Genomic DNA, 24,505 nt, shown 5'->3' on the forward strand with positions numbered 1-24,505 from the left:
ACTGTCATGGCCGAGGAGCTGGAAACGGAACGCGCCGATGTGCGCGAAGATGGCCGCCGCCCGCCCCGCGCGGTGGTCGGCTCGCACCGCATTGAAGAGGAAATCTTCGGCAAGGTGTTCGACAAAAACATCGTCAGCCGGATCTGGGCCTTTGTGGACCCTTACAAGACCAAGGTGATGTGGGCTGTGGTCGCAGTCCTCATCTTCACCGCCATGCAGCTCTTGATCCCGCTCATCATCCGCTACGCCATCGACCATGGCATGCAGACCGGTGGCAACCACTCGGCACTGGTCTATGCCATTGGTGCGTTCCTTGCGGCGATCTCCGTGAATTTTGCGGCGAGCTACGCGCAGGAAACGCTGGTTGGCAATGTCGCGGAAGATGTGCTCTTCGATATCCGCAAGGCCATGTTCAGCCATCTGCAGCGGGTGTCGCTGTCCTTCATGGACAAGACGGAAGTAGGACGCCTGATGTCGCGCCTGCAGGGCGACGTCAATTCCATGCAGGAATTCCTGGAAACCTCGGTTCTTTCCGTCGGCGATATCACGCTTTTGATCGGCATCGTGGTCGTGATGCTCTACCTCGATTTCGGCCTTGGCCTGCTGACGCTCTCCGCCCTGCCGGTGCTGTTCATCGTGCGCATTTTCTGGCTGCCGCGGGCGCGCAAATCCTTCATGGCGGCCCATGAAACCAATTCCATCACCAGCGGCGCACTGGCGGAAGCCATCCATGGCGTGCGGGCTGTACAGAGCATGAACCGCCAGCCGGTCAATTTCATGCTGTTCGATGAGAAGGCTGGCGCCAATCTGCGCACGCATCTGACCGCCGCACGCTATGCGCAGGTAATGGTGCCGATCGTCGATACGCTGACGGGGATTGCCATGGCGCTGGTCATCGTGGTGGGCGGTGCGCGCGTGCTGGGCCGCGCCCTCGACGTCGGCGTAATGGTCGCCTTCCTTTTCTACATCCAGCGTTTCTTCGACCCCATCCGTTCGCTCACACTGCAATATTCGGTCATGCAGCGCGCCATGGCTTCCGGCCAGCGGCTGACCGATGTGCTCGACGTGAAGGTGGATATCAAGGATGCGCCGAATGCCAAGGTTCTGCCTGCGGACATGGACGGCTCGGTGGAGTTCCGCGATGTCGTGTTTGGCTATAACCCGAAGCATCCGGTCCTGAAGAATGTAAGCTTCAAGGTCAATCCGGGCGAGACAGTCGCTCTCGTTGGCCCCACGGGCTCCGGCAAGTCCAGCTGCATGTCGCTGATCCATCGCTTCTACGATGTGCAGCAGGGACAGGTGCTGGTGGGCGGCCATGACGTGCGAGACCTGACGCAGGATTCGCTCGGTCGTCAGATCGCCATGGTCTTACAGGAACCCTTCCTGTTTACCGGCAGCGTGTTTGAGAACATCCGCTACCAGCGCACCGATGCGACCCGTGAGCAGGTCATCGAAGCGGCAAAAGCCGTCGGCGCACATGATTTCATCATGCGTCTGCCTGACGGTTATGACAGCATCTTGGGACAGCGCGGTGGCAATCTCTCGCTCGGACAGCGGCAGCTGATCAGCTTCGCACGCGCCCTGGTGGCTGATGCGAAAATCCTCGTTCTGGACGAGGCAACCGCCAATATCGACAGCTACACGGAAATGCTGATTCAGAAGGCGTTGGTGAAACTGCTGGAAGGCAGAACGGGCCTCGTGATTGCCCACCGTCTGGCCACCATCCGCGAAGCTGATCGCATCATCGTCCTGCAGAACGGCGAACTGGTCGAAAGCGGCAACCACGCAGAACTCATGAGGAATGAAAAACTCTACGCCAAGCTCTACAACCTCAACTACGCGTCCTTCGACGACATCCCTGATCAGCTAGTCGAGGAAGCAGCGTCCACATCGTCCCGAACCTGAGCTGGAACTCGCTCTTGTCGCCCGCGTTTGCTTTCGAAAGAAAGGAGACAATCATGGCTCATGACGAAGACAAGCAGGCGCAGAAGGCCGTCGAAAAGGGCGATGTTCTGGATGCAACTCAGAAAGGAACGCCAGCGGCCGGCCCTCACGCGCGCGAGCAGCTGACGGACCACGACAAGACACCCGGCACCGGATCCCTTCCGGGCTCCGGGCAAGGCAGCGAAACCGATCCTGGCACGGGCTGATCGGTAGTCGGCCGATCTCTCTGCGGCACAGTGCCTCTTGTCCTGAAATCCGTCGAAGGCTAACACCTTCGTAGATAAACGACGGATCCATGATGACGGACGAGACAATCACGCTTTACGAGGCGATCGGTGGCGATGACACGGTGAGAGCGCTGACCCGCCGCTTTTACGAGCTGATGGACCAATTGCCGGAAGCGGCACGCTGCCGGGCCATTCACCCCACCGATCTCTCAGGCAGTGAAGCCAAGCTTTACGATTACCTCACCGGCTATCTCGGCGGTCCTCCCGTCTATGTCGAGAAATACGGCCACCCCCGGCTTCGCTCGCGTCATTTCGGTGCCCCCATCGGTTCGTCTGAGCGTGACGAATGGCTGCTCTGCTTCTCACGCGCGATGGAACACACCATCGCCAATCCGAAACTGCGGGAGATCATCTGGGCGCCAATCGAGCGCCTGGCCCATCATATGCAGAACCGGGAGGAATAATGTCGTCCCCGCAAATGATCTTCCGAGTCCTTCTCCTGCTGGCCGGTCTTCTGGGTGCTGCAGGTGTGGCATTGGCCGCAGCGGCAAGTCACGGGGGCGATACACGATTATTGGGATCGGCCTCTGCCATGTGCCTTGCGCATGCACCTGTTCTGCTGGGTCTTTATCTGGCTCAAAACCGTTTACGAACCGCCCTGCCTGCAGGCCTATTGCTGGGGCTAGGTACACTTCTGTTTACCGCCGACCTCCTGATGCGTCATTTTACTGAGAACGGTGCCTTTCCGCTCGCGGCACCCAGCGGGGGCCTTCTGATGATCGGTGGATGGCTGATGCTGGCTCTCGGCGCATTTTTCCCCGTTCAAAATCAAAGAAACTGAATTCTTATCAGAATTTACGCAACTCGAACGGTTGATTAGTCAAACCACATGGTCGATGATGTTGCAGACCATGGAGGGTATGGCATGGCGCAGCGTGGACCTCTTGCAGATACGCAGCACTGGATGCGCTATATTCTGGCGCCGCAACCGTCGTTCCTGCGCGGTCAGTTGATCGCGGCCTTATGCGTTCTGGCGTCAGTGTTGGTGCGTTCCGTGTTGACCACGGTGATGGTGGGGGCGCCCTTCATAACCTTTTTCCCATCGGTGCTGATCGCATCGACCTTTGGCGGTCGGGCGGCAGGTGCGACGGTGGTTGGCGCAGCTGTTGGCCTTGCCTGGATTCGCTGGTTGGCGAACCCGGACCCGCACCTGGCGAGTGCGAGTGCCGCAACTGCCATGTTCGTCTTCTTTAGCCTGCTCATCATCGCGATCATCCACGCATTCCGGCATCTGCTGAACGCACTTCAACAAGCTGAAGAGCAGGCCGATGTCATGGCGCGAGAAATGCGCCACCGGGTCGGCAATATCATGCAGCTCGTTCAGGCGATCGCACAGATGACGGCGAGATCAAGTCCTGAGCCCAAAGATTTCATGCCACGATTTGAAGGACGCTTACGGGCGCTTTCAGAAGCTCATCGTATTTCTGCGGGACGACAGACCCTACCAAACGATTTTCGCGGCCTGCTGGAGGCGCTGCTGAGTGCCTATGACCGCGACCGCATTCGATTGACAGGACCGCGGGTCGTCATTGATGAGGAGACCGCACCGCGCTTGGCATTGGTGATTCACGAACTGGCGACGAACGCGGCGAAGTACGGAAGCCTTTCCACCTCTGATGGACTGATCGAAATCGAATGGTCGCATTCCGAGGAAGGCATTACGCTGCGTTGGCAGGAAAAATGCGGTCCGCCAGTCACAGCACCTCAACACCGCGGTTTCGGCTCTAAGCTTATTCAGACGGTTCTTTCGCCAGGCAACGGAAGTGCGAGAATGGACTTTGCCGAAACTGGGCTGGTCTGCACGTTGAAGCTTCCGGCAAAATCACAAGAAGCGCCTGTAATGTCATCGCCGATGCCGCGGGAACGGCAAAAGATTGCTTCTGTAGGGCAAGTCTAAGCAGGCCTAACTTGAAGCAGCCGTTACCCCGACATCTCGGATGAGCCGCTCGACATAGTCGCTGAGTACCCGAAGCATATCGACCCCTTGAGGATCGCGAAGCCAGAGCATCTGCAGCCCGTCCATGAAGCCGATGATTTCCGCGGAAAGGCAATCCGGCTTCACATCGGCTCTCACTTCACCTTCGTCAATCCCCTCTCTGAAGGAGCGCGCCAGTTGCTCGCGCAATGTCCTGGCACGTTCAGAAAACCATGCCGCCGCCGGATGATCCAAGGTCAGGCTTTCTGCATTTAGGATCGCAAATGTACGGACTACCCCAGCCATGGACGTATTCATCCGGGTAATTTCCACAAGACCGTTGAGATAGGCCTTCCAATGGAGTGGCATGGCGCCGATCAGCGTCGCACTATCCATATCTCGCTTGTCGAGGATTGCGAGAAGCAGATGAACCTTGCTGGGAAAATAGTGCAGTAAGCCCGGAAGGGAGAGGCCGACATCTTCGGCAATAGCGGCGAAAGACGCGCTTTGATATCCGTCATCGGCAAAACGTTTCATGGCAGCAGATAGAATGGCCTCGCGCCTCACCTCACCCTTGGGCGACTTTCTGCGGCGCGGCATCTGACTCGCGTCTTGGCGGTACCCCCGATTGCTGCTGTCCATCCGGCGTCCCCCGATTTGACGGATATAATTTAGCGTTTACTCGCAAAACCGCACACACGTCCAGAGGTAGCATAAACTGCAGGGGCATGTGGACCTTTCCCCTTGCCGCACTAGGCTTTATATCCTCTGCAGTCTTCAGCCCGCCGAGGCCGATGAGCAAAAGGAAATATTTCCACGATGAACAATGCATACCAGGCAATACGCTGGCCACAGCACATGGTTCTGATGGGGGTTGCGGGCAGCGGCAAATCAACCGTCGGCGAGGCACTGGCCCAAGCGATCACTGCAGTCTATCTCGATGGAGACGATCTGCATCCCGCCGAGAACATCGCGAAGATGAGTCGCGGCGAACCACTGACGGACGAGGATCGCTGGCCTTGGCTCGCAAAGGTGGGACAAAAGCTACACGACAGCACAACAGTGACCATCATCGGATGTTCTGCCCTCAAGCGAATCTACCGCGACAAGATTCGCGAAGAAACCGGCGGCCCGGTGACCTTTATCCATCTGTCAGGTTCGCGAGAACTGATTGCATCGCGCATGGGCGCACGCACCGGCCACTTCATGCCGACGACGCTTCTCGACAGCCAGTTCGCTGCCTTGGAACCTCCGGGTGCAGACGAGGATGCGGTGACTGTCGATATCGACCAGACGCTGCCATCTCTCACGTCGGACATTATACGCAGGCTCCGCGAAAGAATGCCTCAACCTTAAGCAAGTTAGACCTTCGGCGAATTGCGCTCTCCCACCCCCTCGCATCACATTGCGAGAAACGGGGGAGCCATGGACGGCGGACAAAACAGCGCAGGCGTACCGGTTCGCTTCAAGGCCGCAGACGGGTTTGAACTTGGGGGGGGGTTCTGGCGCGCCGAGATCGCAGGCCATCCCGCGGAAACGGTTATCATCAATTCTGCTACATCCGTTAGATGCCGCTATTACGCACGCTTCGCCAGCTATCTCTGCCGCCACGGCTTTAACGTGCTGACCTACGACTATCGCGGCATCGGAGCGTCCGGACTCTCCGCTCTCAAGGGCTTTGATGCCGACTGGGCCGATTGGGGCGAAAAAGATTTCGAAGCGGCATTGCAATTTGCATTGCTTGAAGCAGCTGGTGCTGACGTTCATGTTGTTGCCCACTCGATCGGTGGCTTTGCGCTGGGCCTCGCATCCTCCAATGTCCGCTTAAAACGCGTCGTCACCGTCGGCGCGCAATACGCCCACTGGCGGGACTATGCTGCCCATAAGCGGCTGGAGATGATCGCCAAGTGGCACGTAGTGATGCCGCTCCTATCCCATATCTTTGGCTACTTTCCGGCCAAGCGCCTCCGATGGATGGAAGATACACCCAAGGGTGTGGCACTGGATTGGGCGCGGATGGGGCCGCGCTTTGAAGATAGCTTGCGCAAAGGCCGGCGTGGCCTTGGCCGAACGCCTGCAAACGAACTTGTCAATCGATGTCGGGCCATGAAGGCGGACTTGCTTGCCATCAACATGACAGATGATGAGTTCGCGACGCCGGCCGCCGCTGAAAGGTTGCTTCGGTATTTCGAAGGCTGCCACCGCTATCAGTTGCGGATCTCCCCCGATGATATCGGTGAGCCGATCGGACACTTTGCGTTTTTTCACGACCGGTTCCAGGCATGCCTATGGCCACTCGTGCTCGGCTGGCTGCAGCATCGTAAGGTGCCGGAACCCTTCCAACCCATCGCATTTTTGTGACCAGCACCATTTAGAAGACTGCGCTTGTGGCACGCCTTCAATGATTGTATGGAAGTGTATGCCGATGTTGACAGGGATGGTCTATGGTTGCGAAACCGGCAGGCGAAAGCATTGCGCATAAGGTGGAACGGCAACTGAGAAGCGATATCCTCAGCCTCGCCCTGCCGCCTGGCGCACGAATCTCCGAACAGGAAATAGGCGAGCTATACGGTTCCTCCCGCCAGCCGGGTCGTGAAGCGCTGATTTCACTCGCCAAGAGCCGCTTGGTGGAAATTCTGCCGCAGCGCGGTGCCGTCATCGCGCGCATTTCGGTCTCGAAGCTTATGCAGGCTGCCTTCGTCCGCGAAACCATCGAAAAGGCTGTCGCCAAGGCAGCCTGTAATTCCTTCCATTTCCATGCACGCAGCCGGCTGGACGATTGCCTAGTTGAGCAGGAAAGGGCAGCGCTAGCAGGCGACAGGACGACCTTCCGCCGCTTCGATGATCTCTTTCATCGTCTTCTGGCCGAGGGTGCCGGCCTTCCCATGGCCTGGACAGTGGTGGAGGATCTCAAGGCCCATATCGATCGGGCCTGTTGTCTTTCTCTTCGCAATGCGGAGGCGCTACAGCGGCTGGTAGCCGAACACCGGGCCATCCTTGCGGCCATTGATGCCCGCGACGTCAGCGCAGCCGAACAGGCGCTGAACCTTCACCTTTCGGACCTGTTGCGCGACCTGCCCCGACTTGAAGCGCAGCACCCGGATCTTTTCGAATAACCCATCCTGTCCAGACATCAATCACAGGGAGTGAGACAAATGACCACCAAGATCGAAACGCGCCACGCGGTGCATTACACGCAATCGGAAGCCATGACAGGCGCAGAACTGCGTGAAAATTTCATGATTGAGCGCCTATTTGCAACTGGCGAACTGAATGCTGCCTATACGCATTACGACCGCATGCTGATTGCAGGCGCAATGCCGGGCGCGGCTGCCCTCAGCGTGGGTGAAGAACTTGCCAAACTGGTCGGCGCAGAATTCCTGCTTGAGCGCCGCGAACTTGGCCTCATCAATATTGGCGGTCCCGGTCGCGTCATCGCGGATGGCACAACCTATGAAGTGGGCTTTCAGGACGGCCTCTATCTTGGCATGGGCACGCGCGAGATCCGTTTCGAAAGCGTGGATGCTGCCGCGCCGGCAAAGTTTTACATCAACAGCGTACCCGCGCATGCAACCTTCCCCTCGCGCATCATCACCAAAACGGATGCGATCGAGAACAATCTGGGCGACCAGCTGACCTGCAACAAGCGCAAGCTCTACCAGTATATCCATCCGAAGGTGCTGCCGACCTGCCAGTTGCTGATGGGTCTGACGCGTCTGGAACCAGGTAGCGTCTGGAATACCATGCCGGCACATCTGCATGATCGACGCATGGAAGCCTATATCTACTTCGAAATTCCTGAAGATGCCTTCGTCGTCCATCTGATGGGCCGTCCGCAGGCAACCGGTCATTTGATCGTTCGGTCGGAACAGGCTGTTCTGTCGCCGCCGTGGTCCATCCATTGCGGCTCTGGCACCTCGTCCTACGCCTTCATCTGGAGCATGGCAGGTGACAACCAGTCCTTCACGGACATGGACTTCGTGCCCATGAAGGATCTGAAGTAAGGAGAAGGCTCATGAACCTGTTTGATCTTTCGGGCAAGCGCGCGCTGGTGACAGGCGCCCGCACCGGTCTTGGCCAAGGCCTGGCGCTGGCTCTTGCAGCCGCCGGTGCCGACATTATTGCACTCGGTTCCCGCGCCATGCCGGATACTGAGGCGAAGGTGAAGGCAATGGGCCGCAGCTTCGAAGAAGTGGTCTACGACCTGACCGATCCATCCGGCATCGGAGACGTGGTTACGGGTCTCACCGCTCGTGGCAATATCGACATTCTCGTCAACAATGCGGGCCAGATCCGTCGCGCCGACTTTACGGAGTTTTCGGAGACGGATTGGGACGACATTATGAACATCAACCTCAAGAGCGCATTTGTGCTGTCGCAGGCAGTTGTTCGCCACATGCTGGAAAAGTCGATTGCAGGCCGCATCGTCAATGTCGCCTCGCTCCTCTCGTTTCAAGGCGGCATCCGCGTCGCGTCCTACACCTCCAGCAAGCACGCCATTGCCGGCCTCACCAAGCTGATGGCAAACGAGCTTGCGCCCAAGGGCATCACCGTCAATGCGATCGCGCCGGGTTATATGGAAACCGACAATACGGAAGCCCTGCGCAACGATCCGAACCGCAGCCGTTCCATTCTTGAGCGCATTCCGGTTGGTCGCTGGGGCGAACCGTCGGACCTAGACACGGCTGTCCTATTCCTGACCTCTCCCGCCAGCTCGTATGTCACTGGGCAGATTCTGGCGGTGGATGGCGGCTGGCTGGCACGCTGAAACCTATCGGACAGGAAGGCGAGCCGGTGCTCGCCTTTCCTACTTCATGAGCTCGGCGGCGCGGGCAATGGCCTTCGAAAGGCCTTTCATCGAAAGCTTCATCGGGATCACTTCGCCGCTGGCCAGCAAAGTGGCACTGACATTCAGCGCACTGCCGGACTTGAGCTTCGTCACGGTTGGCGCGTCGAACTTCACGGGCGCGACACATCCGCCCGGCATACAAGTGGAGAACGACACGACAGGCAGCGCCGGAGTATCATCAACCTTCAAGCTGACGCCCTTTGCCAGGGCAAGGCCGAAGGGCAGAAGCAATGCCCCATCCATACGGCCCTCCGGCAGGTTGCGAAGTTCCGCCGCCAGCATTTGCTCGCCCGTCTGCTCGTTGCTTTGAACCTGCCGAAGAACACAGCCCACGACACTGCTTTGGGCGCGGCAGGCCACCGCCCAGTCATCATAGGTTTCCAGAAGCGTGCTTGCCCCCCCGGGAAGCGATGCACCCGCCGCCGGATGGTTCAATCCGAGGCATATAAAGGCTATCGCGATCGCTGCTGGCAGCTTTGGCTTTCCCATATCGACTCCAGAGAAACTTGGCGTGTTGGTCGCAGCACTGGTCTGACTTTCACGGCTACGAGGCAGGTTGGCACTTCCGTTCGCACAGCCTTTATCCGCGCGCAAGATCTTCCTGCGGCAGGATCAGGGTGAGGTCTCATCACATCAAATCAACTTAGCTTGGCATGAAGGGTCGGTTATCCGGCACAGGAGATCAATTCGACGGATCTATTTAAGTTCTTCATTGCGCTATCAAAACCGGATCAGCAATGTCCGAACGACATCAATAATCTGATTAGTGCGCACATGTTCAACACCTCAACCTTTACCGTCATCGTCTCGGAAAACCTTGCGGAGCAGGTGGCTGCTGAACCTAGTCTCACCGACAGGGAGCGAGCTGCCATCCTGAAAGCCAGCGCTATCATCCACGCAAACCTTGCCTGCAATGCGTCGATCCCGACTCTGGCATCGGCGGTCGGCTTAAGCCAGAGGCGGCTGGTGTTCGGCTTTAAGCAGATCTTCGACACCACTGTGTATGGTCATCTGCGCGAATGCCGGATGGAGGCCGCTCGCAGAATGCTAGAGGAGACCGACATGCCTCTTAAGCAAATCGCCTATCTTGTGGGCTATGGCCATGCCAATAACCTGATAGCGGCCTTCCGGAGTCGCTACGGAGTTCCGCCACGGCGTCATGCGCGCCAACTTGCCTGCGCGTAAGACGGTACGCCACTTGCTGTGCGCTCAACGCCCCATCTGCACGATCCAGCGGGACCAGGCAGTCTCGGGAATTTCATTTCGCGTTTCAGGGACTTCGCTCAAAGCAAGATGGCGCGCCTCCCGCGGCGTAATAGTAAACACGCGGCGGAACGCCCGCGTGAAAACTTCTGGATTGACGAACCCATGCATCGCCGCAAGCGTCGAAATCGGCAAATGGCGCATATCGGCAGCCCGTAAGGCATCATAGGAGCGCCGTAGACGTTGCTCCTGCACATAGCTCGAAAACCCGCCTACAGGTTCGAACATACGGTACAGGGTTCGCCGGGATAAACCGAAGACTTGCATGACCGATTCTACAGTGAGATCGGGATCGAGCAAATGCCGGTCGATGTGACGGCGTATGCTCGAAAACAGCATCACATTGAGCGAACCTGTCTTTTCCTCATCGATCTGGCTATTGATCGCCATGGCGGCCAAGTCGATAACCGGGCGCAACACACCCTCGGCCGTCTCTGACGTCATCTTGTCGATATTGTTGTAGAAGCTGACCAACGTATCCCTCAGCAGCATAACAAGCGGCTCCTGAGAGGAGATGACCTGACCATGCGACGCATCCGGTGATTTCAAATGCTGTGCCAACAAGCGGCGTGGAAGCACCAGACTGATCTGCGCGCATTCGGTTGTCGTCGTGGCAAGTGGCTGCGCCATATCCAGCACATACAAGTCGCCTGCCTGTGCAAGGTGACTGCCGTGCCGATCTTCGCTCTGCCCCTTCAGATAGAACTGAAGAAGATATCCATCCATTGAATCGCGGGCGATCTTTTTGCGCGAGCGATCGAAATATTGACCGCCAGACGCCATGTAGCCGATGGCCGCTTCTCCAAGCATCCAGGCATTCAGGGTCACGTGAAACCCGTCCTCAATGGTCTTGTGCGGCTTCGCATCGAACAAAACGCTGATCTGCTCATGCCAAAGAGACCAAGCAAGATGGGGCGGCAGTTCGTGCGTTGAGAAGGAAGAATGGGGGACACTCATTCGAATGATCTGCTTGAGATTTCTGTCACTCTATCATTAAAGCAGTGACCATATGTCGTCCAGCGGGTCCAATAAGTAAGCTATTACTTTAGTTTATAATAAATGATCATGCGACAGAATCCAAACCCAGAACGATTCCGCGCCCGAGCATGACGCTCTCCCGACAACGTCCGTTGCAACCAAGGAAAGAATTCAGCGCAATCCCTCACCGCGAACCGCAGCAGGCTTCCGATGAGGAAATTTAAAATTTTTATATTTATCTAAAACTGCCGTTAAACCAGACGTTAAACGAGCAATAAACCACCTTGAATACTTAGGATCATAAATGAGGAATTCCTTTTGCTTTCGAATGCTCCTTGGCTTAACGCAATATGTAGAGATACGAAGCTAGAAAAAACTTCGTATCATTCCGGGACAAATAACTTCCGAAGATGTCCCAATGCTGGACGACTGGAACAGACATGAGCACACATTGCACATTTGGAACGCCGGTCAGTTTTCACCAATGTGCCGGCTTTCTGCACATTGGAGGAGGAAGCGTCGGCGTTCTGATGCTGCCCGCATGGGGACTCGAGGAATTCACGATCCACCGCGGCTGGGCCGAGCTCGCCAATATGCTGGCGGACGCAGGCTATACCTGCCTTCGCTTCAATTGGCCGGGATCCGGTGATAGCCTGGGGAACCCTGAAGAGATCACCGCGCTCGACATCTGGAAACAAGCTGCCACAGAAGGGGCAGCCTTTCTGAAACAGACGTCCGGCGTCGAAAAGATCATTATCATGGGCCACGGCGTTGGTGCATTACTGGCTCCGCATATCGCCCACGAACTTGCCGCGGAAGGGCTTGTTATCATGGCGCCGCAAAGCGAAGGGCGCATGGGGATGCGCGAGCTGGAAGCCTGGAGCAAGATGATCGCATCCTACCTCCGGATGCCGCTGGAAACTTCGGACAATACCGTCAACGTCGCGGGACACCAGCTATCCAAGTCCCTGGCAGCAGACCTGGCCTCGCTGCGAACTGCTGAAATACAAGGGCAGCAGCCTGTCCCTGCTCTCGCGGTGGTGCGGGCGGGCTCACGCAGCGCCGAAGAATGGACCAAAAACCTGACGACTGCCGGCTTCATCGTCACTGAATTGAACTATACTGGCTATGATGGCTTCGTGGCACATAACCGCGCCTCCGTTACCCCGCTGGAGGATTTCGGGCACGTTCGCAATTGGCTTCTCGAGACCTTTCCATCCGCAGCCAACCCGGTGGAGAGAATTTCTTTGTCGCCAGCCCGCCTCGAGGGAGACGGCTTCCTGGAAACGTCCATGCGGTTCGGTCTCGAGGAGAAACTTGTCGGCGTGCTTTGCCGGCCGCTCAGCGGTTCGGCGCGCGCGGTTGCGCTGCTGATCAACTCGGGTGACAGCTATCACATCGGCTGGGCGCGGATGCATGTCGAGTTTGCCCGTACGCTTGCCCGTGAAGGTATTGCCAGCTTCCGCATAGACACCCGAGGCATTGGCGATAGCGGTACAGTTGATGGGCCACCGTTCTTTACGGAAGAGCAGCTTCAGGACGTTGTGGCGGCTGTATCGGTTTTGGCGGCAGAAGATCTCGGCCCTGTCTTCACCTATGGTCTGTGCAGCGGCGGGTATGCATCCATACAAGTGGCTGCGCGCGACCCACGCGTGAAAGCACTCGTAGCCGTCAACCCGTCCAGGCTGGTGCTGGCGCCAGATGAAACCTTCGAGCAGATCCTTAATTCAGGCACTTCTTCCATAGCCGACTATCGGCGTCGGGCTTTTTCGTTGAAGACCCTGAAAGGTATTCTTTCCGGGCGCATAAGCCTTGCAACACTTGTCAGCAAGGGCAATCGCATCCTGAAAGCTGTTGGGGAAGAAATTTTTCAACGCGTGTTCGGCTTCAGCCGGCTCAGCCTCAGCGTGCAGCGGCAGGCGAAACAACTGCAAATGAGAGGCGTGACGTCTATACTTGTTTATGCAGAAAACGACGGCGGGCTTGACGAACTTGCACGCCATTTCGGTCGGAAAGCTCCCGAGGATTATGATCATGCCACCATGCGGATTGTGCGTGATGCCGAGCATAACATGACGGCCCGCCATGCGCGGGCAACCATTCTACAGGCTCTTCGGGATGCTGCGTTTGCAACCGGACCGAAACAAATCTGACATCTGAAACCGCGTTGAGGGTCATTCGAGATCTGACGGACCGTATCAAAACGGTACGCCGGAAGGCCTCGTCATGCCTCTGAAAAAACGGCAAATTCGGCATATTAACGAAATGTTATGTGTCTTTGCCTTATGAAACGCGCTTACTAGGGAAATATCGATGCGCGTCGCCGTTGTGCATGATTGGCTCTATACAATCGGGGGCGCCGAACGCGTTCTGCAGGCAATTCTTCAGTGCTATCCGGATGCTGACGTGTTCTGCCTTTTTGACTTTCTCACCCCCGAGGACAGAGCGAAAATCGGAATCCGAAGCACGCAGTCGAGCTTTCTGCAGACGCTCCCATTTGTGCGTCGGTCACATCGCCCGTTCCTGCCGCTCCTGCCGCTTGCGATTGAGCAACTGGATCTGTCGGCTTACGATCTGATCATCTCCAGCAGCTATGCAGTCGCCAAGGGCGTTATAACGGGACCGGATCAGGTGCATGTGTCCTACGTTCATTCGCCCATCCGCTATGCCTGGGACCTGCAGCACACCTATCTGGCGCGAAACACCAATGCGATCACAACCTTTTTCGCCCGGCCGCTGCTGCATTATCTTCGCATGTGGGATACCCGGACCGCTCATGGGCCTGACCTCCTGATTGCAAACTCTCATTTTGTCGCCCGACGTATCCGCAAAATCTACGGACGCGATGCCAAAGTGATCTACCCCCCGGTGGACCTGTCCAACGGCGAAACACAAGCCAGCGAGCGCGGCCATTTCTTGGCAGCGAGCCGGCTCGTGCCCTACAAGAATATCGATGCGATCGTACGAGCCTTCGCGGATTTGCCGGATGAGCAACTGATTGTTGCTGGCGACGGACCGGAAGCAAAACGGCTGCGTGCCATTGCAACGCCCAACGTCAGCTTTGCGGGCTTTGTCAGCGATCAGCGTATGCGCGAACTTATGGGCACGGCACATGCCTTCATATTTGCCGCGGAAGAGGACTTCGGCATCATCTCGGTTGAGGCGCAGTCGGAGGGCACGCCGGTATTGGCACTCGGTCGTGGAGGCTCCTGCGAAACCGTGGTGAACGGCCAGACCGGATTGTTCTTTGATGAACCGACACCGGAAGCCATTGCCGCAACAGTCAGGCAATTTCGGTCACAGGCGCAGCAGTTTTCCGCCGCCGATTGCCGTGACCACGCCTCACGATTTTCAGCCGAGCGCTTTCGCCGCGATCTGCGGGCCTGTGTTACCGAAGCGATCGCCAAGTACCGGGCGTCCGTTACGGGATATATCCCCCGGGAAAAGTTCCTGATGGAAGGGGGCTGACATCATGCCAGCCGAGCACACCAGACCGCAGAATCCGGTTTTCGACATGTTCGCGGGCAGCAAGACCTATGGGATCTTTACGGCCGTATGGCACCATCGGTTGCTGTTTACGATCGTGCTTTCCAGCGTGGTGCTGCTGTTTGCTGTAGCCGCCTTCGTGATTCCGCCGCGGTATCTTGCGACCAGCATGGCGATTGTCGCGGAAGCGGATCCCGGCACCAAAATCTCAGACGTGTGGGCACAAAAGCAGGGCGACCCTGCCGATCTGGAAAGCCAGATCATGATCCTTCGATCGTCGCGCCTGCTGAAACTAGCGCTTTCCCAACCAGGCGCGCTCGAAGCATCATTGGAGGATTGCCGCAATACCTTGGGCACATGCAACGGCATGGACCAGAACTCGGCCAAGCTGATCGAAGAAACTGCCAAGCACTATTCCATGGCAGCTGTTGGGCGCTCCCGCGTTCTTTCCATCTCCTACGCATCCCCCTCACCTGATATTGCCATGACGATGGCGAACGCTCTGGTAACCGCCTATCTGGATGACCAACGTGGAACGGAATCCGGCAGCCGCGAGGTTGCCGCAAAATGGCTTTGGCAGGAGGTTGCAGACCTCGACCGGGAAATCCGCGACAAGGTCACGAAGATCGAAGCCTTTCGTCGCCAGAATGGCCTGGTACAGGGTGCAACCGCTGCCATTAGTTCGGAAAGCTTAACCAATATCAGCCAGCAGCTGGCCGCTGCCGAACAGACGAAAGCGCAGGCACAGGCACGGCTTGATGCGGTGAGAAACCTGCGCAACGACCCAAACGGAGCGCCGACTTCCCAGACACTTGAAAACCGGACGGTGGCGGATCTCAAGCAACAGATCGCCACTGTAGCCAACCAATTGGCTGCCAGCAGCACGATCCTTGGTGCGCGTCACCCGCAGCGCCAAATGCTGGAAGCGTCGCTTGCACTTTTGCAAAAGCAACTGGATACCGAGCTCGCCCGCGTGACGGCCAGTGCGCAAAAGGACTACCAGGCAGCAAGCTCGCTGGTGGACACGCTTCGCCAACAGGTCGACAAGGCGAAGAACAATGCAGCCGACGCCCTCTCATCGGAATCCTCGATTGAAGGGATGCTACGCGATGTGGAAGCCAAGCGGCAGCTTTACACGCAGCTCTATCAGCGGGCGAGCGAACTGGAATCGGAACGCCGGGCTCTCGTGGGTGGCGCTCGCCTGGTGAGCTTGGCGGAGAAACCCACCCAGCCCTACTTTCCGAAAAAGATGCCGATGCTGGCTGCAGGCTTTGCCCTTGGAGTATTCGTTGCAGGCATCAGCTGCATCATCCGCAGCCGCCTTGCAGAGCACAGCGAGCAAGGCGTAACGCCTGTTCGCAACGAAGCGGTACCTGCATCGGCAAAAAGCCGGGCAGCGCGCCACGAGCACGCTCCCTTACCTATTCTCGGTCGCCTACCGAATATTCCGTCCTCGAGCCTGCTCGATGCCGAAGATGAAAGCCTGTCCTCGGTTCTGCGTCGAGGCCTGACATCCCGGGAATTCCGGCAGCATGCGGAAGAGATGGCAACCAATATTTTGCCGCTCACGCATCATCGACCACTGCTACTGTTGCCCTCCGTGGCGCGCACAGATTTCGTCACCTTCTTCACCCAGGTACTTGCAAAGACCTTGGGAGAGCGCGGGCATAGAACGCTTCTTATCGAATGCGCCCCCGCGGCAAGAAGTCTGGAGGAGCTGTTTTCCTTCGACCAACTTTCGCCCGAGATTGCCAAAGCTGTTATGGCGCGGTCACAGCGATTCAACAACCTATCGGCACAGGCACCTCAGCTGCAGGCGATGGTCGGCGCTGATGTTGACGATTCGACCCTAACGAAGATCGAGCGGCATGGATGGAGAGCATTGTCAGACTGGGCCGAGGCGTATGACGTCATCATTCTCTATGGCCCCAGCCTATTTGATGCCAAGGCGCGCAGCGCGTTGCGCCTTCTGGGAAATACGGAGATCAATGCTCTGGTATGCCTTGAGGACGGCATTGACCCCGAGGAGATGGCTGAGGTTGAAGTCACTCTGCAAGAACTCGGACTTCCCGCGGAAGGGGCCGTTCTTTTACCACGGATAAAGCAAGACCAGCGCTCCGCAGGCACCGTTGCGCATTCCGGAAGGAGAAGCGCCTGATGGATGCTTCCCGCATCTTGTTCGTTAATCAGACGGGGGTCATGTCGGGAGCGGAATACGTTTTGGCAAGCCTGACCGCGAGTTGGCCGCGTGCCTCTGCGCTGCTTCTGGAAGATGGCCCATTGGCGGAGGTTATGCGCAGGCAGGGATTGAACGTCACCGTCGCACCTGCCGCCATGCAGCTCGGTTCGATCAAGCGTGATAACTCTCCCTTGGCTGCCTTGCCGATCCTGCTGAGACTGCGAACGTTGATCTTCAGAATTGCAGCACTGGGGCGTCAGCATGACGTCGTCTATGCCAACTCTCAAAAGGCGTTTACGCTTTGTGCGCTGGCTTCCCTGATGTTCAGGAGCAAGCTTGTCTGGCACTTGCACGACATCCTGGATCCTCGCCATTTCGGCCACAGCCAGCGGCGTATGCAGGTTATCCTGGCCAACCATCGCGCAAGTGCGGTGATCGTACCGTCAAAGGCCGCAGCAGACGCCTTTGTGGAGGCTGGTGGAAAAGCCGAGCTCGTGCATGTGGTGCCGAACGGCATCTCACTCGATCAGCCGCCTGGAATGGAACGTGAGGCGTTGGAGCTTCCGAAGGGGCCTCTCATTGGCGTGTTCAGCCGGCTCGCCCCCTGGAAGGGACAACATGTGGTGCTGGAAGCGTTGAAGCTTCTTCCCGATGTAAAATGCATCTTTGCCGGAAGCGCCCTGTTCGGCGAAGATGATTATCGAGCGCAGCTCTTGAAGACCGTCGAAGAATCCGGGCTACAGGAGCGCGCCCTGTTTCTCGGTCAGCGCAAGGATGTTCCCATTCTGATGCAGGCCGTAGATGCCGTGATTCATCCATCCGTGGATCCCGAACCCTTCGGCTTAACCCTCGTGGAAGCCATGTTGGCGGGCACGCCGATCATTGCGACCAATTGTGGAGCCTCAGGCGAAATTCTTGACGGGGGCAGAGCCGGTACGCTTGTTCCGGCCGCAGATCCCGCCTCTTTGGCCACTACGATCAGGACCTTCTTCCAAGACCGGACACCATTCGAGGCTAAGGCATCTGCAGCTGGCCAGCGCGTGCGGTCAGTCTACGGCATAGAAGCCATGCGAACGGCTGTGTCTCGCATTATAGCGCGTCCGAAGGGCTGATGATGGCTACGGCAGATCAGACACTGACGGTATCCACACTGGCTCGAACCGGCATCAGACGCGGCTTTGTCGCAGCAGCATTCTTTCTTATGGTCTTCATGCTGCTTGGCGGCTTTATCGGCAGCATGGCGAGACCGCTCTTCATCATCGGATGTGTATTTACAGGGATATTCGCCTGGCGGGTTGGCATCAGCTCTCACTTTCAGGCAAGCCTCGTTCTGCTCTCCTTCACGCCATTCATTCGCCGTGTCGTCGATCTCGGTGCCGGCTATGATGAATTGGGCCTCATGCTGACGGGACCGCTCCTGGCCCTCATAGTCCCCGCTGTGTCGTTGCATGAGATTTTCTCGCGGCGCGAACCACTCGGAGGGCGGCTGGACCCGCTTATCATCGTTGGTGCATGCGTGATCTATGCGGCTATCCTTTCCTTCCTCCAGTGGAAGGTCAACGATGCCGCAAGTGGCCTATTGAAGTTCCTATCACCCGTTCTCTATGGCACTGTGATGAGCCTGCGCGCCGACCGGGATGAAATTCTCGAGGCAGCGGCTTCCGCCTTCACGGTCATTCTACCCCTGACCGGCATCTACGGCATCATTCAGTATGTCGACCCGCAGGCCTGGGATCAGTACTGGATGCAGTTTGCGCCGATCCTCTCCATCGGTCAGCCAGTGCCTTATGGCATCCGCGTCTTTTCCACGATGAACAGTCCTGCAAGTTTTGCAAGCTTCACCGTGGCAGGCTTGCTTCTGATTGCCTATCTTCGCTCCGGCTTCCTGGCCATGCTGCTCGCCATGCCATCCATCCTGGCGTTGCTTTTGTCGCTCTATCGCACAGCCTGGATCGCGCTCGCTGTTGCGCTTCTTTTCTGCCTGCTGTTCAGCCAGACACGCGCGAAGGCTCAATTGATCATATTCGCGCTCGTCCTTGGCGGTACCGTGGCTCTCGTCACACCCCCCTTTTCAGAGGTCATTGGGGACCGCCTCGCGACATTGGGCCAGGGCAGCCAGGACGGCTCATTTCAGGAGCGTCTCGACCAATATTCCACCCTCTGGCTTTTGCCGGACAGCAGCGTCATCGGCAGTGGCTTCACCACAACGGATGTCGGATCCGCAGGTCAGCTTCCGATCGATGGCATGATCATCACGTGTTGGACGATGATGGGCATCATCGGCGGCATCCTGTGCCTTTGCAGCCTCATATGGGCTATTACTCGGGCCGTCCGCCAAGCGTTCCTATCATCCTCGCGGCAAGCGGTTCTCATCGGAGCGCTTGCAACCGGAAGCCTGTCACAAATGCCTCTCGCCACCATTCTATCTGCGGAAGCGGGCTTCCTGTTTTGGAGTTTTGTCGTTCTGATTCCCTCCTCCAACCTGAACCGCGAAGGGCGTGCGTGATGGACATGCCACCAAAAACGCAGACATCACAGCAGGAAACGACGACGGCATCGATACGCAAAGTTGCCGCCAAGCTTTCCAGTGGTGCCCTCTTCAGCAAGGGTATCGGCTTCGTGCGCGAGATCTTCATGGCACATACGTTGGGTGCTGCGGCTCTGGCGGACAGCTTCAGAAGCTCGATCACCATCATCCTCGTGCCTCTCGCATTTCTCCAGAATGAAAGCGTTCCCGCGATCCTGATCCCCCGCATGCAGGAAGCGATCCGCAGCGGCACGACGGCTTCCCGTCTCGCCGCGATGACGATAGCCCTGTCCTGCATGGGCTTTCTGTTGATGCTGATCACGATGATTGGCGCAACATTGATTGTCGACGCAATGCTGGTGGGAACAAGCATCACCGAGCGCCAGACGACGATTAATTTCGTCCATATCATGGCATTTTCGATGCCGGCCTCCGTGGCACTGAATTGCCTGGCAGCCGGGGAAATCGCTCTTGGCAAAACCCGCGTAACGAATGTACGTGCCAGCATTCTGAATGTCGGCATCATTCTTGGCCTCTGTATGCTTTTGCTGACCGACCAGGCACACATACTAGCGATCGCCTTTACCTTGGCCTTCAACATGACGGCCCTCTGGGCGGTCTGGTCTCTGTGGCGAGAAAATTATTTTTCGCTGGAGAAGCTGACGCTTGCAGCGGTTTGGGAAGAAGCGCAGCTCTTTTTGAGCCGGCTCGTGCCCTTTCTGCCATTGCCCTTTACGGAGCAGGCCAGCATCTGGGCAGAGCGTTTGCTTGCCTCGAAACTTGCAACGGGTGCCATCGCCTCGATGGATTATGCGAGAACCCTGACGGACAGCGCCTATCTGCTGCTAAGCCAACCGATCGGTCTCTCCGTTCTCTCGCACGGCTCAACCGAGAATATGGAACAGCAAGCCAAGGCACTGACGCGCTTCGTCGTGATCCTGATGATGCCGGCCTCAGCTTTCATGTTCGTCTTCGCTCCGGATATCATCAGGATTGTCTTCCAGCGGGGCGCATTTGATGAGCACGGCGTCAATCTCAGCAGCGCAGCCTTGAGCGGGATTTCGCTTGGCCTTTGGGCGTCCACTTTGGGATGGATCCTGCTGCGGCTACTGAACAGGGCTGGGCGAAGCCGGGTAGCCGCAGCCATCCTCGTTGGATCGTATGCAGCAAACTTCGCGTTTAATCTCGCAATGTCCCATCTTCCTGAGGCAGCGGCACATGGAACGCTGCTTTTGGGCCTTGGCGAAACCACCAGAAGCCTCGTCCTCTGCTCTGGCGTTATCCTGGCGCTGAGTGGCAGCAGGTCACTGTTTAAACTCGTCGCCATGGGCCTGATTCCGGCAAGCGCAATGTATGCGGCGGGGCTTTATATCACCGCCCGTTATGACGGTGTGTTTAGCCATATTTTACTGGGCATTGGTGTATATGGCGTCGCGGTGATGTTGGCGACTGCTCTGATCGCTCCTGCGGCATACACGAAGGCATATTCCCACATCGTATCCAGGCGGAGGGCATAATCACATGTCAGATTTTGCACGTTCACGACTTGGCCTCACCGGCAGCGTCTTTGCCGCTGTCGCCCGCTGGCTTGATGCTCTCCGCGGCTCGACGGGTTGCTTCTTTACCTTTCACCGAGGCGCACCCGGTGAGATATGGTCAGGATTGCCGAATCGAAACTTCTACCTGGATCTCGCTTTCCTCGACAGCCTCCTCAGTCATCTCAAGGCCAGCGGACGCAATATTGTGACAGTGGAGGAAGGACGTCGTCTAGCTGCCGATTCGACAACCTCCGAACAATTCGTGAATTTTTCCATCGATGACTGTTACCGGGATACCTACGAGCTGGTCCTCCCGGTGTTTCGACGTCACGGCGTTCCCGTGACACTGTTCGTGACGACGGGTATTCCAGACGCCACACTTCCTCTCTATTGGGCCGGCCTCGAAGATATCCTGAGGAGCCAGGACACTATCGTGCTTGGCGGCAAGGTGATCGACATCCGGGCGATGGACCAGAAGGCGTGGGCCTATCAGGCACTTCAGACACTGTGGGACGGTCCAATGCTGGATGCGCACTATCGTCACTTCTGCTCGGAAAACGGAATTGACGAAGAACAGATCTTCATGAGGCATGCGATCACTTGGGATATGCTTTCCGAACTCGCAAGGGATCCGCTCGTGGAGATCGGGTCGCATACCGTCGCGCACCGCAGAATTTCGACTCTTTCTCCAGAAGCCGCATGGCATGAGATGGCAGACAGTCGCCAGCGCCTGCGCGAAAAACTGGGTGTACCCGCCAACCATTTTGCCTTTCCCTATGGTCGTATGAACGATTGCGGTCCACGTGACTTTGCGATCGCCCGGGAGGTTGGCTATGAAAGCGCAGGCACGACAACCAAAGGGCTTTTAAGAGCTGGCCCTGTTCCGTATGCCTATCCCCGCATCACCTTGAATGGTGCGCACCGCAATATCCTCGTACCGGAGTTCCATCTCAGCGGTGCTTCCAGTATCGCGGCCAAGGTGCTTGGTCGTGTCTGAGGAAAAGCTGCGGGTCATTTCTATTGCACACACGGCGGTATCGCGTGCGGCGGGCAGGCTGCGCTATGCTCCACTTGCAGGCATGGTTGATCTCGACGTTCACCTGGTCGTGCCGCAACGTTGGAAGCAGTTTGGGCGAGAGATGCAGGCGGATCCTCCGGGCGATCCAGGTGTCACCACACACGTGCTGCCGATTCTGTTTCCGCATATAAGGCCATTTAGCTGGTATCTGCATGTCTACCGCCAGCTGAGCCCACTCATTCGGCAAGTCAGACCGCATGTCATCCATCTTTGGGAGGAGCCCTGGAGCCTGGTGGCACTGCAAGCTTGCTTTCTGAAACAGGATGCCGCTCTCGTTCTGGAAGTCGATCAAAACATCCTGAAGCGCCTGCCGCCCCCTTTCGAAGGCATTCGCAAGACGGTTCTCGGCCGCACGGCCCATATTCTTTCTCGTAGTCACGATGCGACAAGTGTCGTGAAAGCATGCGGCTATCGTGGACCCGTCAGCATGATCGGCTATGGTATCGATACAGCCATCTTCAAGCCATTACAGTCGAGCACCTTCGAACGATCAGAATTGGTGCTGGGTTATGTAGGCCGGTTGATTGAAGAAAAAGGCATACAGGATGCACTTCAGGCTATGGCACGCACGCCGATACCGGTGTCGCTGAAGCTCATGGGTGAAGGCCCTTATGAGCATACAATCCGAAAAATGGCGGCAGAACTCGGCCTTACAGAACGAGTCAGCATAAGGCCGTGGGGTAAGCCGGAAGACGTGGCTGACTTCCTGCGATCTCTGGATGCTACTCTGCTTCTCACCCACACGACGCCGGTCGTTAAGGAGCAATTCGGACGTGTGATTATCGAGGCGCAAGGATGCGGCATACCCGTCATCGGGGCTGCCTCCGGTGCGATACCGGATGTTATCGGACAAGGTGGGTGGATTGTTCCGGAACGTGACCCGGAGGCGCTGGCAAAGCTCATCCAGACCATTGGAACCGGTCGCGAAGCGTTTCAGGAAAAATCCGCTATGGCGCTTCGAAATGTGACACAGAGGTTTACCTATCAGGCCGTTGCTCATCAAATGCTTGCTGCCTGGAAGGCAGCAAGCATGATCTCACGTGTCAAACAATAGTGCTCACAGCTCACCCTACATCCTTATCGCGTGACAAGGGCCATATAGGTTTCGCCGGCCGGCAAAGCTTCGAATATGAAACGATCGCCGGACGGCTTGTGAACGGATCTAAGGCCATCCCAGCCCCACAACTCGATTTTGCGTGCTCCCGCAGGAAGCGTAATTTCCCACCGACCATCTTTTACATCAGTCCAACCACGTCTGTTGTTCCACACGAAAAGATCTGCATCCGCCCCGGTTAGATGCAGGGTACCGCTGTGATAGGGGTCGGAGGAGACAATCGTCATGTCGCCCGCCAATTTAAGTACCCTTTGCAGAACCTTGGCGCGCTCCTCAGGTTTCCATGGGTTGGCTGCCACTGCCATCGCATAGCCAGGTCCGTCGACATCAGGCGTGTCAGGCAATCCCCAGGGGAAAGCCAACGCCGTTGCAGGGCGTCCGTTTGCACCGACAATCCCCATATTATCCCAGAAAGCCGTTAGAAAAAGCTTGGCAACAACCTGCGCATCCGTCCAAGAGCCAGACCGCGAGATATTGAATTCCGTCGAGTAGAAGTTGATATCGCGCTTCAGCCCCATGGCCGCTTTTATACGGTCAAAGCAACTTTGCGCAGAGAATTCCCGCCCCTTGATCAGCGGATACCAGCGGTCATTATAATAAGTGTGCAGATCGATGCCATCGAGTTTTCCCGATTCCAAGAGATCAGCAATCACCGGACCATAACCCCTTAACGTCGCGTCGCCATCGATATTGCAGGCGGCAAAACCGGCAGGAACGACCTTCAACTGCGCATCGACCGAGTGGATGCCATCCGCAAGCCCCTCAAGTGCGTCTCGATAAGCTTTCTTCGGGATCGTATTCTGAACATCGGGTTCATTGATAGCGGTATAAAGCGTCGCACCGAAATCCCTGATGCCGTGTTCGCGCCCCCACTCTCCATTTGGCCGGAACCGCCGCGAGAATTCCACTCCCGCTCGAAACCAGTCATGGTAGGAACCGATCGGCTGGGGCGGATTCAGTGTTTGATAGCTACCCTCATATTCGAACAGAATAATCGGAGTTATCCCATTCTTATAAGCCTCCATCATAGCATCATCAAAATTATGGACCTGCGGAATACGATCAACGGTTCGCCAGCCATAGGAATTCATACGTCCCAGACGCGCGTCGACCCAGTGAAGCGCCTCATACAGAGGTGCTGTCGGCCGCCCCGTAAGGTGGGTGACGATGTTGCCGGTACCGACCTTCCAACGGACCGGAATAGCATCCGCAACTGCCACGACAGGAATGAGGCACACGAAGCAAATGAGGATATAACGGCAGACTTTAGATAGGTTCCAGGCTAAGGACACCTTACAGACTCCGAGGTTTGCAAGCCACATGCTATTATCGCGAGGGGTCCGAGGC

The 24,505-nt window shown here is 57.1% G+C and carries 23 protein-coding genes; 19 read left to right on the top strand and 4 right to left on the bottom strand.

Annotated features, from left to right (window positions below; all coding sequences use genetic code 11):
* Positions 1-6: 6 nt before the first annotated feature.
* The 5 genes from Q2T52_RS24350 (at position 7) to Q2T52_RS24370 (ending at position 4,128) form a co-directional block, all read left to right on the top strand.
* Entirely contained in the window at positions 7-1,905 is a 1,899-nt protein-coding gene (locus Q2T52_RS24350; RefSeq protein ID WP_302079517.1) for an ABC transporter ATP-binding protein, read from the top strand.
* Positions 1,906-1,958: 53 nt separating this feature from the next.
* A complete protein-coding gene (locus Q2T52_RS24355; protein ID WP_302079518.1) occupies positions 1,959-2,150 on the top strand; it encodes a hypothetical protein in 192 nt (63 codons plus the stop codon).
* A 92-nt stretch (positions 2,151-2,242) separates the two neighbouring features.
* Complete coding sequence (locus Q2T52_RS24360) at positions 2,243-2,635, top strand: globin domain-containing protein (protein WP_302079519.1); 393 nt, start codon at positions 2,243-2,245, stop codon at positions 2,633-2,635.
* The gene (locus Q2T52_RS24365; protein ID WP_302079520.1) at positions 2,635-3,012 is read left to right on the top strand and encodes a DUF423 domain-containing protein; all 378 of its coding nucleotides are present in this window, start codon (positions 2,635-2,637) and stop codon (positions 3,010-3,012) included. Before Q2T52_RS24360 ends, Q2T52_RS24365 begins: the two co-directional genes overlap by 1 nt.
* A gap of 48 nt (positions 3,013-3,060) precedes the next feature.
* Entirely contained in the window at positions 3,061-4,128 is a 1,068-nt protein-coding gene (locus tag Q2T52_RS24370) for a sensor histidine kinase (RefSeq protein WP_302079521.1), read from the top strand.
* Between the two features lie 6 nt (positions 4,129-4,134).
* Here Q2T52_RS24370 and Q2T52_RS24375 read toward each other — a convergent pair whose 3' ends face one another.
* Positions 4,135-4,788: a TetR/AcrR family transcriptional regulator gene (locus Q2T52_RS24375; RefSeq protein WP_302079522.1), complete on the bottom strand. Its 654-nt coding sequence runs from the start codon at positions 4,786-4,788 to the stop codon at positions 4,135-4,137.
* Positions 4,789-4,965: 177 nt separating this feature from the next.
* Between Q2T52_RS24375 and Q2T52_RS24380 the strand changes: the two genes are divergently transcribed.
* The 5 genes from Q2T52_RS24380 (at position 4,966) to kduD (ending at position 8,914) form a co-directional block, all read left to right on the top strand.
* Complete coding sequence (locus tag Q2T52_RS24380) at positions 4,966-5,502, top strand: gluconokinase (RefSeq protein ID WP_302079523.1); 537 nt, start codon at positions 4,966-4,968, stop codon at positions 5,500-5,502.
* A 69-nt stretch (positions 5,503-5,571) separates the two neighbouring features.
* Positions 5,572-6,507 (top strand): alpha/beta hydrolase family protein, encoded by a 936-nt coding sequence (locus Q2T52_RS24385; protein ID WP_302079524.1) that lies wholly within the window; start codon positions 5,572-5,574, stop codon positions 6,505-6,507.
* An 83-nt stretch (positions 6,508-6,590) separates the two neighbouring features.
* Entirely contained in the window at positions 6,591-7,262 is a 672-nt protein-coding gene (locus Q2T52_RS24390) for a GntR family transcriptional regulator (protein WP_302079525.1), read from the top strand.
* 39 nt (positions 7,263-7,301) lie between these two features.
* Complete coding sequence (gene kduI / locus Q2T52_RS24395; RefSeq protein WP_302079526.1) at positions 7,302-8,150, top strand: 5-dehydro-4-deoxy-D-glucuronate isomerase; 849 nt, start codon at positions 7,302-7,304, stop codon at positions 8,148-8,150.
* 11 nt (positions 8,151-8,161) lie between these two features.
* Positions 8,162-8,914 (top strand): 2-dehydro-3-deoxy-D-gluconate 5-dehydrogenase KduD, encoded by a 753-nt coding sequence (gene kduD / locus Q2T52_RS24400; protein WP_302079527.1) that lies wholly within the window; start codon positions 8,162-8,164, stop codon positions 8,912-8,914.
* Between the two features lie 39 nt (positions 8,915-8,953).
* On the opposite strand, the gene Q2T52_RS24405 is transcribed toward kduD, so the two are convergent.
* The gene (locus tag Q2T52_RS24405) at positions 8,954-9,484 is read right to left on the bottom strand and encodes an invasion associated locus B family protein (protein ID WP_302079528.1); all 531 of its coding nucleotides are present in this window, start codon (positions 9,482-9,484) and stop codon (positions 8,954-8,956) included.
* A 285-nt stretch (positions 9,485-9,769) separates the two neighbouring features.
* Here Q2T52_RS24405 and Q2T52_RS24410 point away from each other — a divergent pair, with 285 nt between their 5' ends.
* Positions 9,770-10,180 carry a helix-turn-helix transcriptional regulator gene (locus Q2T52_RS24410; RefSeq protein WP_302079529.1) on the top strand — a complete coding sequence of 137 codons (411 nt, stop codon included), beginning with the start codon at positions 9,770-9,772 and terminating at the stop codon, positions 10,178-10,180.
* A gap of 24 nt (positions 10,181-10,204) precedes the next feature.
* Here Q2T52_RS24410 and Q2T52_RS24415 read toward each other — a convergent pair whose 3' ends face one another.
* Positions 10,205-11,131 carry an AraC-like ligand-binding domain-containing protein gene (locus tag Q2T52_RS24415; protein ID WP_302079530.1) on the bottom strand — a complete coding sequence of 309 codons (927 nt, stop codon included), beginning with the start codon at positions 11,129-11,131 and terminating at the stop codon, positions 10,205-10,207.
* A gap of 635 nt (positions 11,132-11,766) precedes the next feature.
* Here Q2T52_RS24415 and Q2T52_RS24420 point away from each other — a divergent pair.
* The 8 genes from Q2T52_RS24420 to Q2T52_RS24455 all read left to right on the top strand — a co-directional run bounded on the left by Q2T52_RS24420 (position 11,767) and on the right by Q2T52_RS24455 (position 23,098).
* Positions 11,767-13,389: an alpha/beta hydrolase gene (locus Q2T52_RS24420; protein WP_302079531.1), complete on the top strand. Its 1,623-nt coding sequence runs from the start codon at positions 11,767-11,769 to the stop codon at positions 13,387-13,389.
* A 160-nt stretch (positions 13,390-13,549) separates the two neighbouring features.
* Positions 13,550-14,704 carry a glycosyltransferase gene (locus Q2T52_RS24425; protein WP_302079532.1) on the top strand — a complete coding sequence of 385 codons (1,155 nt, stop codon included), beginning with the start codon at positions 13,550-13,552 and terminating at the stop codon, positions 14,702-14,704.
* A 4-nt stretch (positions 14,705-14,708) separates the two neighbouring features.
* Entirely contained in the window at positions 14,709-16,880 is a 2,172-nt protein-coding gene (locus Q2T52_RS24430) for a GumC family protein (protein WP_302079533.1), read from the top strand.
* Complete coding sequence (locus Q2T52_RS24435) at positions 16,880-18,013, top strand: glycosyltransferase family 4 protein (RefSeq protein ID WP_302079534.1); 1,134 nt, start codon at positions 16,880-16,882, stop codon at positions 18,011-18,013. Before Q2T52_RS24430 ends, Q2T52_RS24435 begins: the two co-directional genes overlap by 1 nt.
* Before the next feature lie 2 nt (positions 18,014-18,015).
* On the top strand, positions 18,016-19,407 hold the full coding sequence (locus Q2T52_RS24440; protein WP_302079535.1) for an O-antigen ligase family protein: 1,392 nt from the start codon (positions 18,016-18,018) through the stop codon (positions 19,405-19,407).
* A gap of 128 nt (positions 19,408-19,535) precedes the next feature.
* Positions 19,536-20,945, top strand: coding sequence for a lipid II flippase MurJ (locus Q2T52_RS24445; RefSeq protein ID WP_302079547.1), 1,410 nt, complete (start codon positions 19,536-19,538; stop codon positions 20,943-20,945).
* Positions 20,946-20,949: 4 nt separating this feature from the next.
* Positions 20,950-21,963: a polysaccharide deacetylase family protein gene (locus tag Q2T52_RS24450; RefSeq protein WP_302079536.1), complete on the top strand. Its 1,014-nt coding sequence runs from the start codon at positions 20,950-20,952 to the stop codon at positions 21,961-21,963.
* On the top strand, positions 21,956-23,098 hold the full coding sequence (locus Q2T52_RS24455) for a glycosyltransferase (RefSeq protein WP_302079537.1): 1,143 nt from the start codon (positions 21,956-21,958) through the stop codon (positions 23,096-23,098). Before Q2T52_RS24450 ends, Q2T52_RS24455 begins: the two co-directional genes overlap by 8 nt.
* A gap of 23 nt (positions 23,099-23,121) precedes the next feature.
* Here Q2T52_RS24455 and Q2T52_RS24460 read toward each other — a convergent pair whose 3' ends face one another.
* Positions 23,122-24,450 (bottom strand): hypothetical protein, encoded by a 1,329-nt coding sequence (locus tag Q2T52_RS24460; protein ID WP_367187359.1) that lies wholly within the window; start codon positions 24,448-24,450, stop codon positions 23,122-23,124.
* Positions 24,451-24,505: the final 55 nt, after the last annotated feature.

Source organism: Rhizobium oryzicola (genome assembly GCF_030504645.1).
Taxonomy (GTDB): Bacteria; Pseudomonadota; Alphaproteobacteria; order Rhizobiales; family Rhizobiaceae; genus Neorhizobium; species Neorhizobium oryzicola.

What these genes read in the sequence shown, in the direction of transcription:
- Q2T52_RS24450 (WP_302079536.1), top strand. Translation starts at nt 20,950, where the DNA reads ATGTCAGATTTTGCACGTTCACGACTTGGCCTCACCGGCAGCGTCTTT.
- Q2T52_RS24405 (WP_302079528.1), bottom strand. Translation starts at nt 9,484, where the DNA reads ATGGGAAAGCCAAAGCTGCCAGCAGCGATCGCGATAGCCTTTATATGC.
- Q2T52_RS24370 (WP_302079521.1), top strand. Translation starts at nt 3,061, where the DNA reads ATGGTCGATGATGTTGCAGACCATGGAGGGTATGGCATGGCGCAGCGT.
- Q2T52_RS24350 (WP_302079517.1), top strand. Translation starts at nt 7, where the DNA reads ATGGCCGAGGAGCTGGAAACGGAACGCGCCGATGTGCGCGAAGATGGC.
- Q2T52_RS24435 (WP_302079534.1), top strand. Translation starts at nt 16,880, where the DNA reads ATGGATGCTTCCCGCATCTTGTTCGTTAATCAGACGGGGGTCATGTCG.
- Q2T52_RS24410 (WP_302079529.1), top strand. Translation starts at nt 9,770, where the DNA reads ATGTTCAACACCTCAACCTTTACCGTCATCGTCTCGGAAAACCTTGCG.
- Q2T52_RS24365 (WP_302079520.1), top strand. Translation starts at nt 2,635, where the DNA reads ATGTCGTCCCCGCAAATGATCTTCCGAGTCCTTCTCCTGCTGGCCGGT.
- Q2T52_RS24445 (WP_302079547.1), top strand. Translation starts at nt 19,536, where the DNA reads ATGGCACATACGTTGGGTGCTGCGGCTCTGGCGGACAGCTTCAGAAGC.
- Q2T52_RS24385 (WP_302079524.1), top strand. Translation starts at nt 5,572, where the DNA reads ATGGACGGCGGACAAAACAGCGCAGGCGTACCGGTTCGCTTCAAGGCC.
- kduD (WP_302079527.1), top strand. Translation starts at nt 8,162, where the DNA reads ATGAACCTGTTTGATCTTTCGGGCAAGCGCGCGCTGGTGACAGGCGCC.
- Q2T52_RS24360 (WP_302079519.1), top strand. Translation starts at nt 2,243, where the DNA reads ATGACGGACGAGACAATCACGCTTTACGAGGCGATCGGTGGCGATGAC.
- kduI (WP_302079526.1), top strand. Translation starts at nt 7,302, where the DNA reads ATGACCACCAAGATCGAAACGCGCCACGCGGTGCATTACACGCAATCG.
- Q2T52_RS24425 (WP_302079532.1), top strand. Translation starts at nt 13,550, where the DNA reads ATGCGCGTCGCCGTTGTGCATGATTGGCTCTATACAATCGGGGGCGCC.
- Q2T52_RS24440 (WP_302079535.1), top strand. Translation starts at nt 18,016, where the DNA reads ATGGCTACGGCAGATCAGACACTGACGGTATCCACACTGGCTCGAACC.
- Q2T52_RS24355 (WP_302079518.1), top strand. Translation starts at nt 1,959, where the DNA reads ATGGCTCATGACGAAGACAAGCAGGCGCAGAAGGCCGTCGAAAAGGGC.
- Q2T52_RS24430 (WP_302079533.1), top strand. Translation starts at nt 14,709, where the DNA reads ATGCCAGCCGAGCACACCAGACCGCAGAATCCGGTTTTCGACATGTTC.
- Q2T52_RS24380 (WP_302079523.1), top strand. Translation starts at nt 4,966, where the DNA reads ATGAACAATGCATACCAGGCAATACGCTGGCCACAGCACATGGTTCTG.
- Q2T52_RS24390 (WP_302079525.1), top strand. Translation starts at nt 6,591, where the DNA reads ATGGTTGCGAAACCGGCAGGCGAAAGCATTGCGCATAAGGTGGAACGG.
- Q2T52_RS24420 (WP_302079531.1), top strand. Translation starts at nt 11,767, where the DNA reads ATGCTGCCCGCATGGGGACTCGAGGAATTCACGATCCACCGCGGCTGG.
- Q2T52_RS24375 (WP_302079522.1), bottom strand. Translation starts at nt 4,788, where the DNA reads ATGGACAGCAGCAATCGGGGGTACCGCCAAGACGCGAGTCAGATGCCG.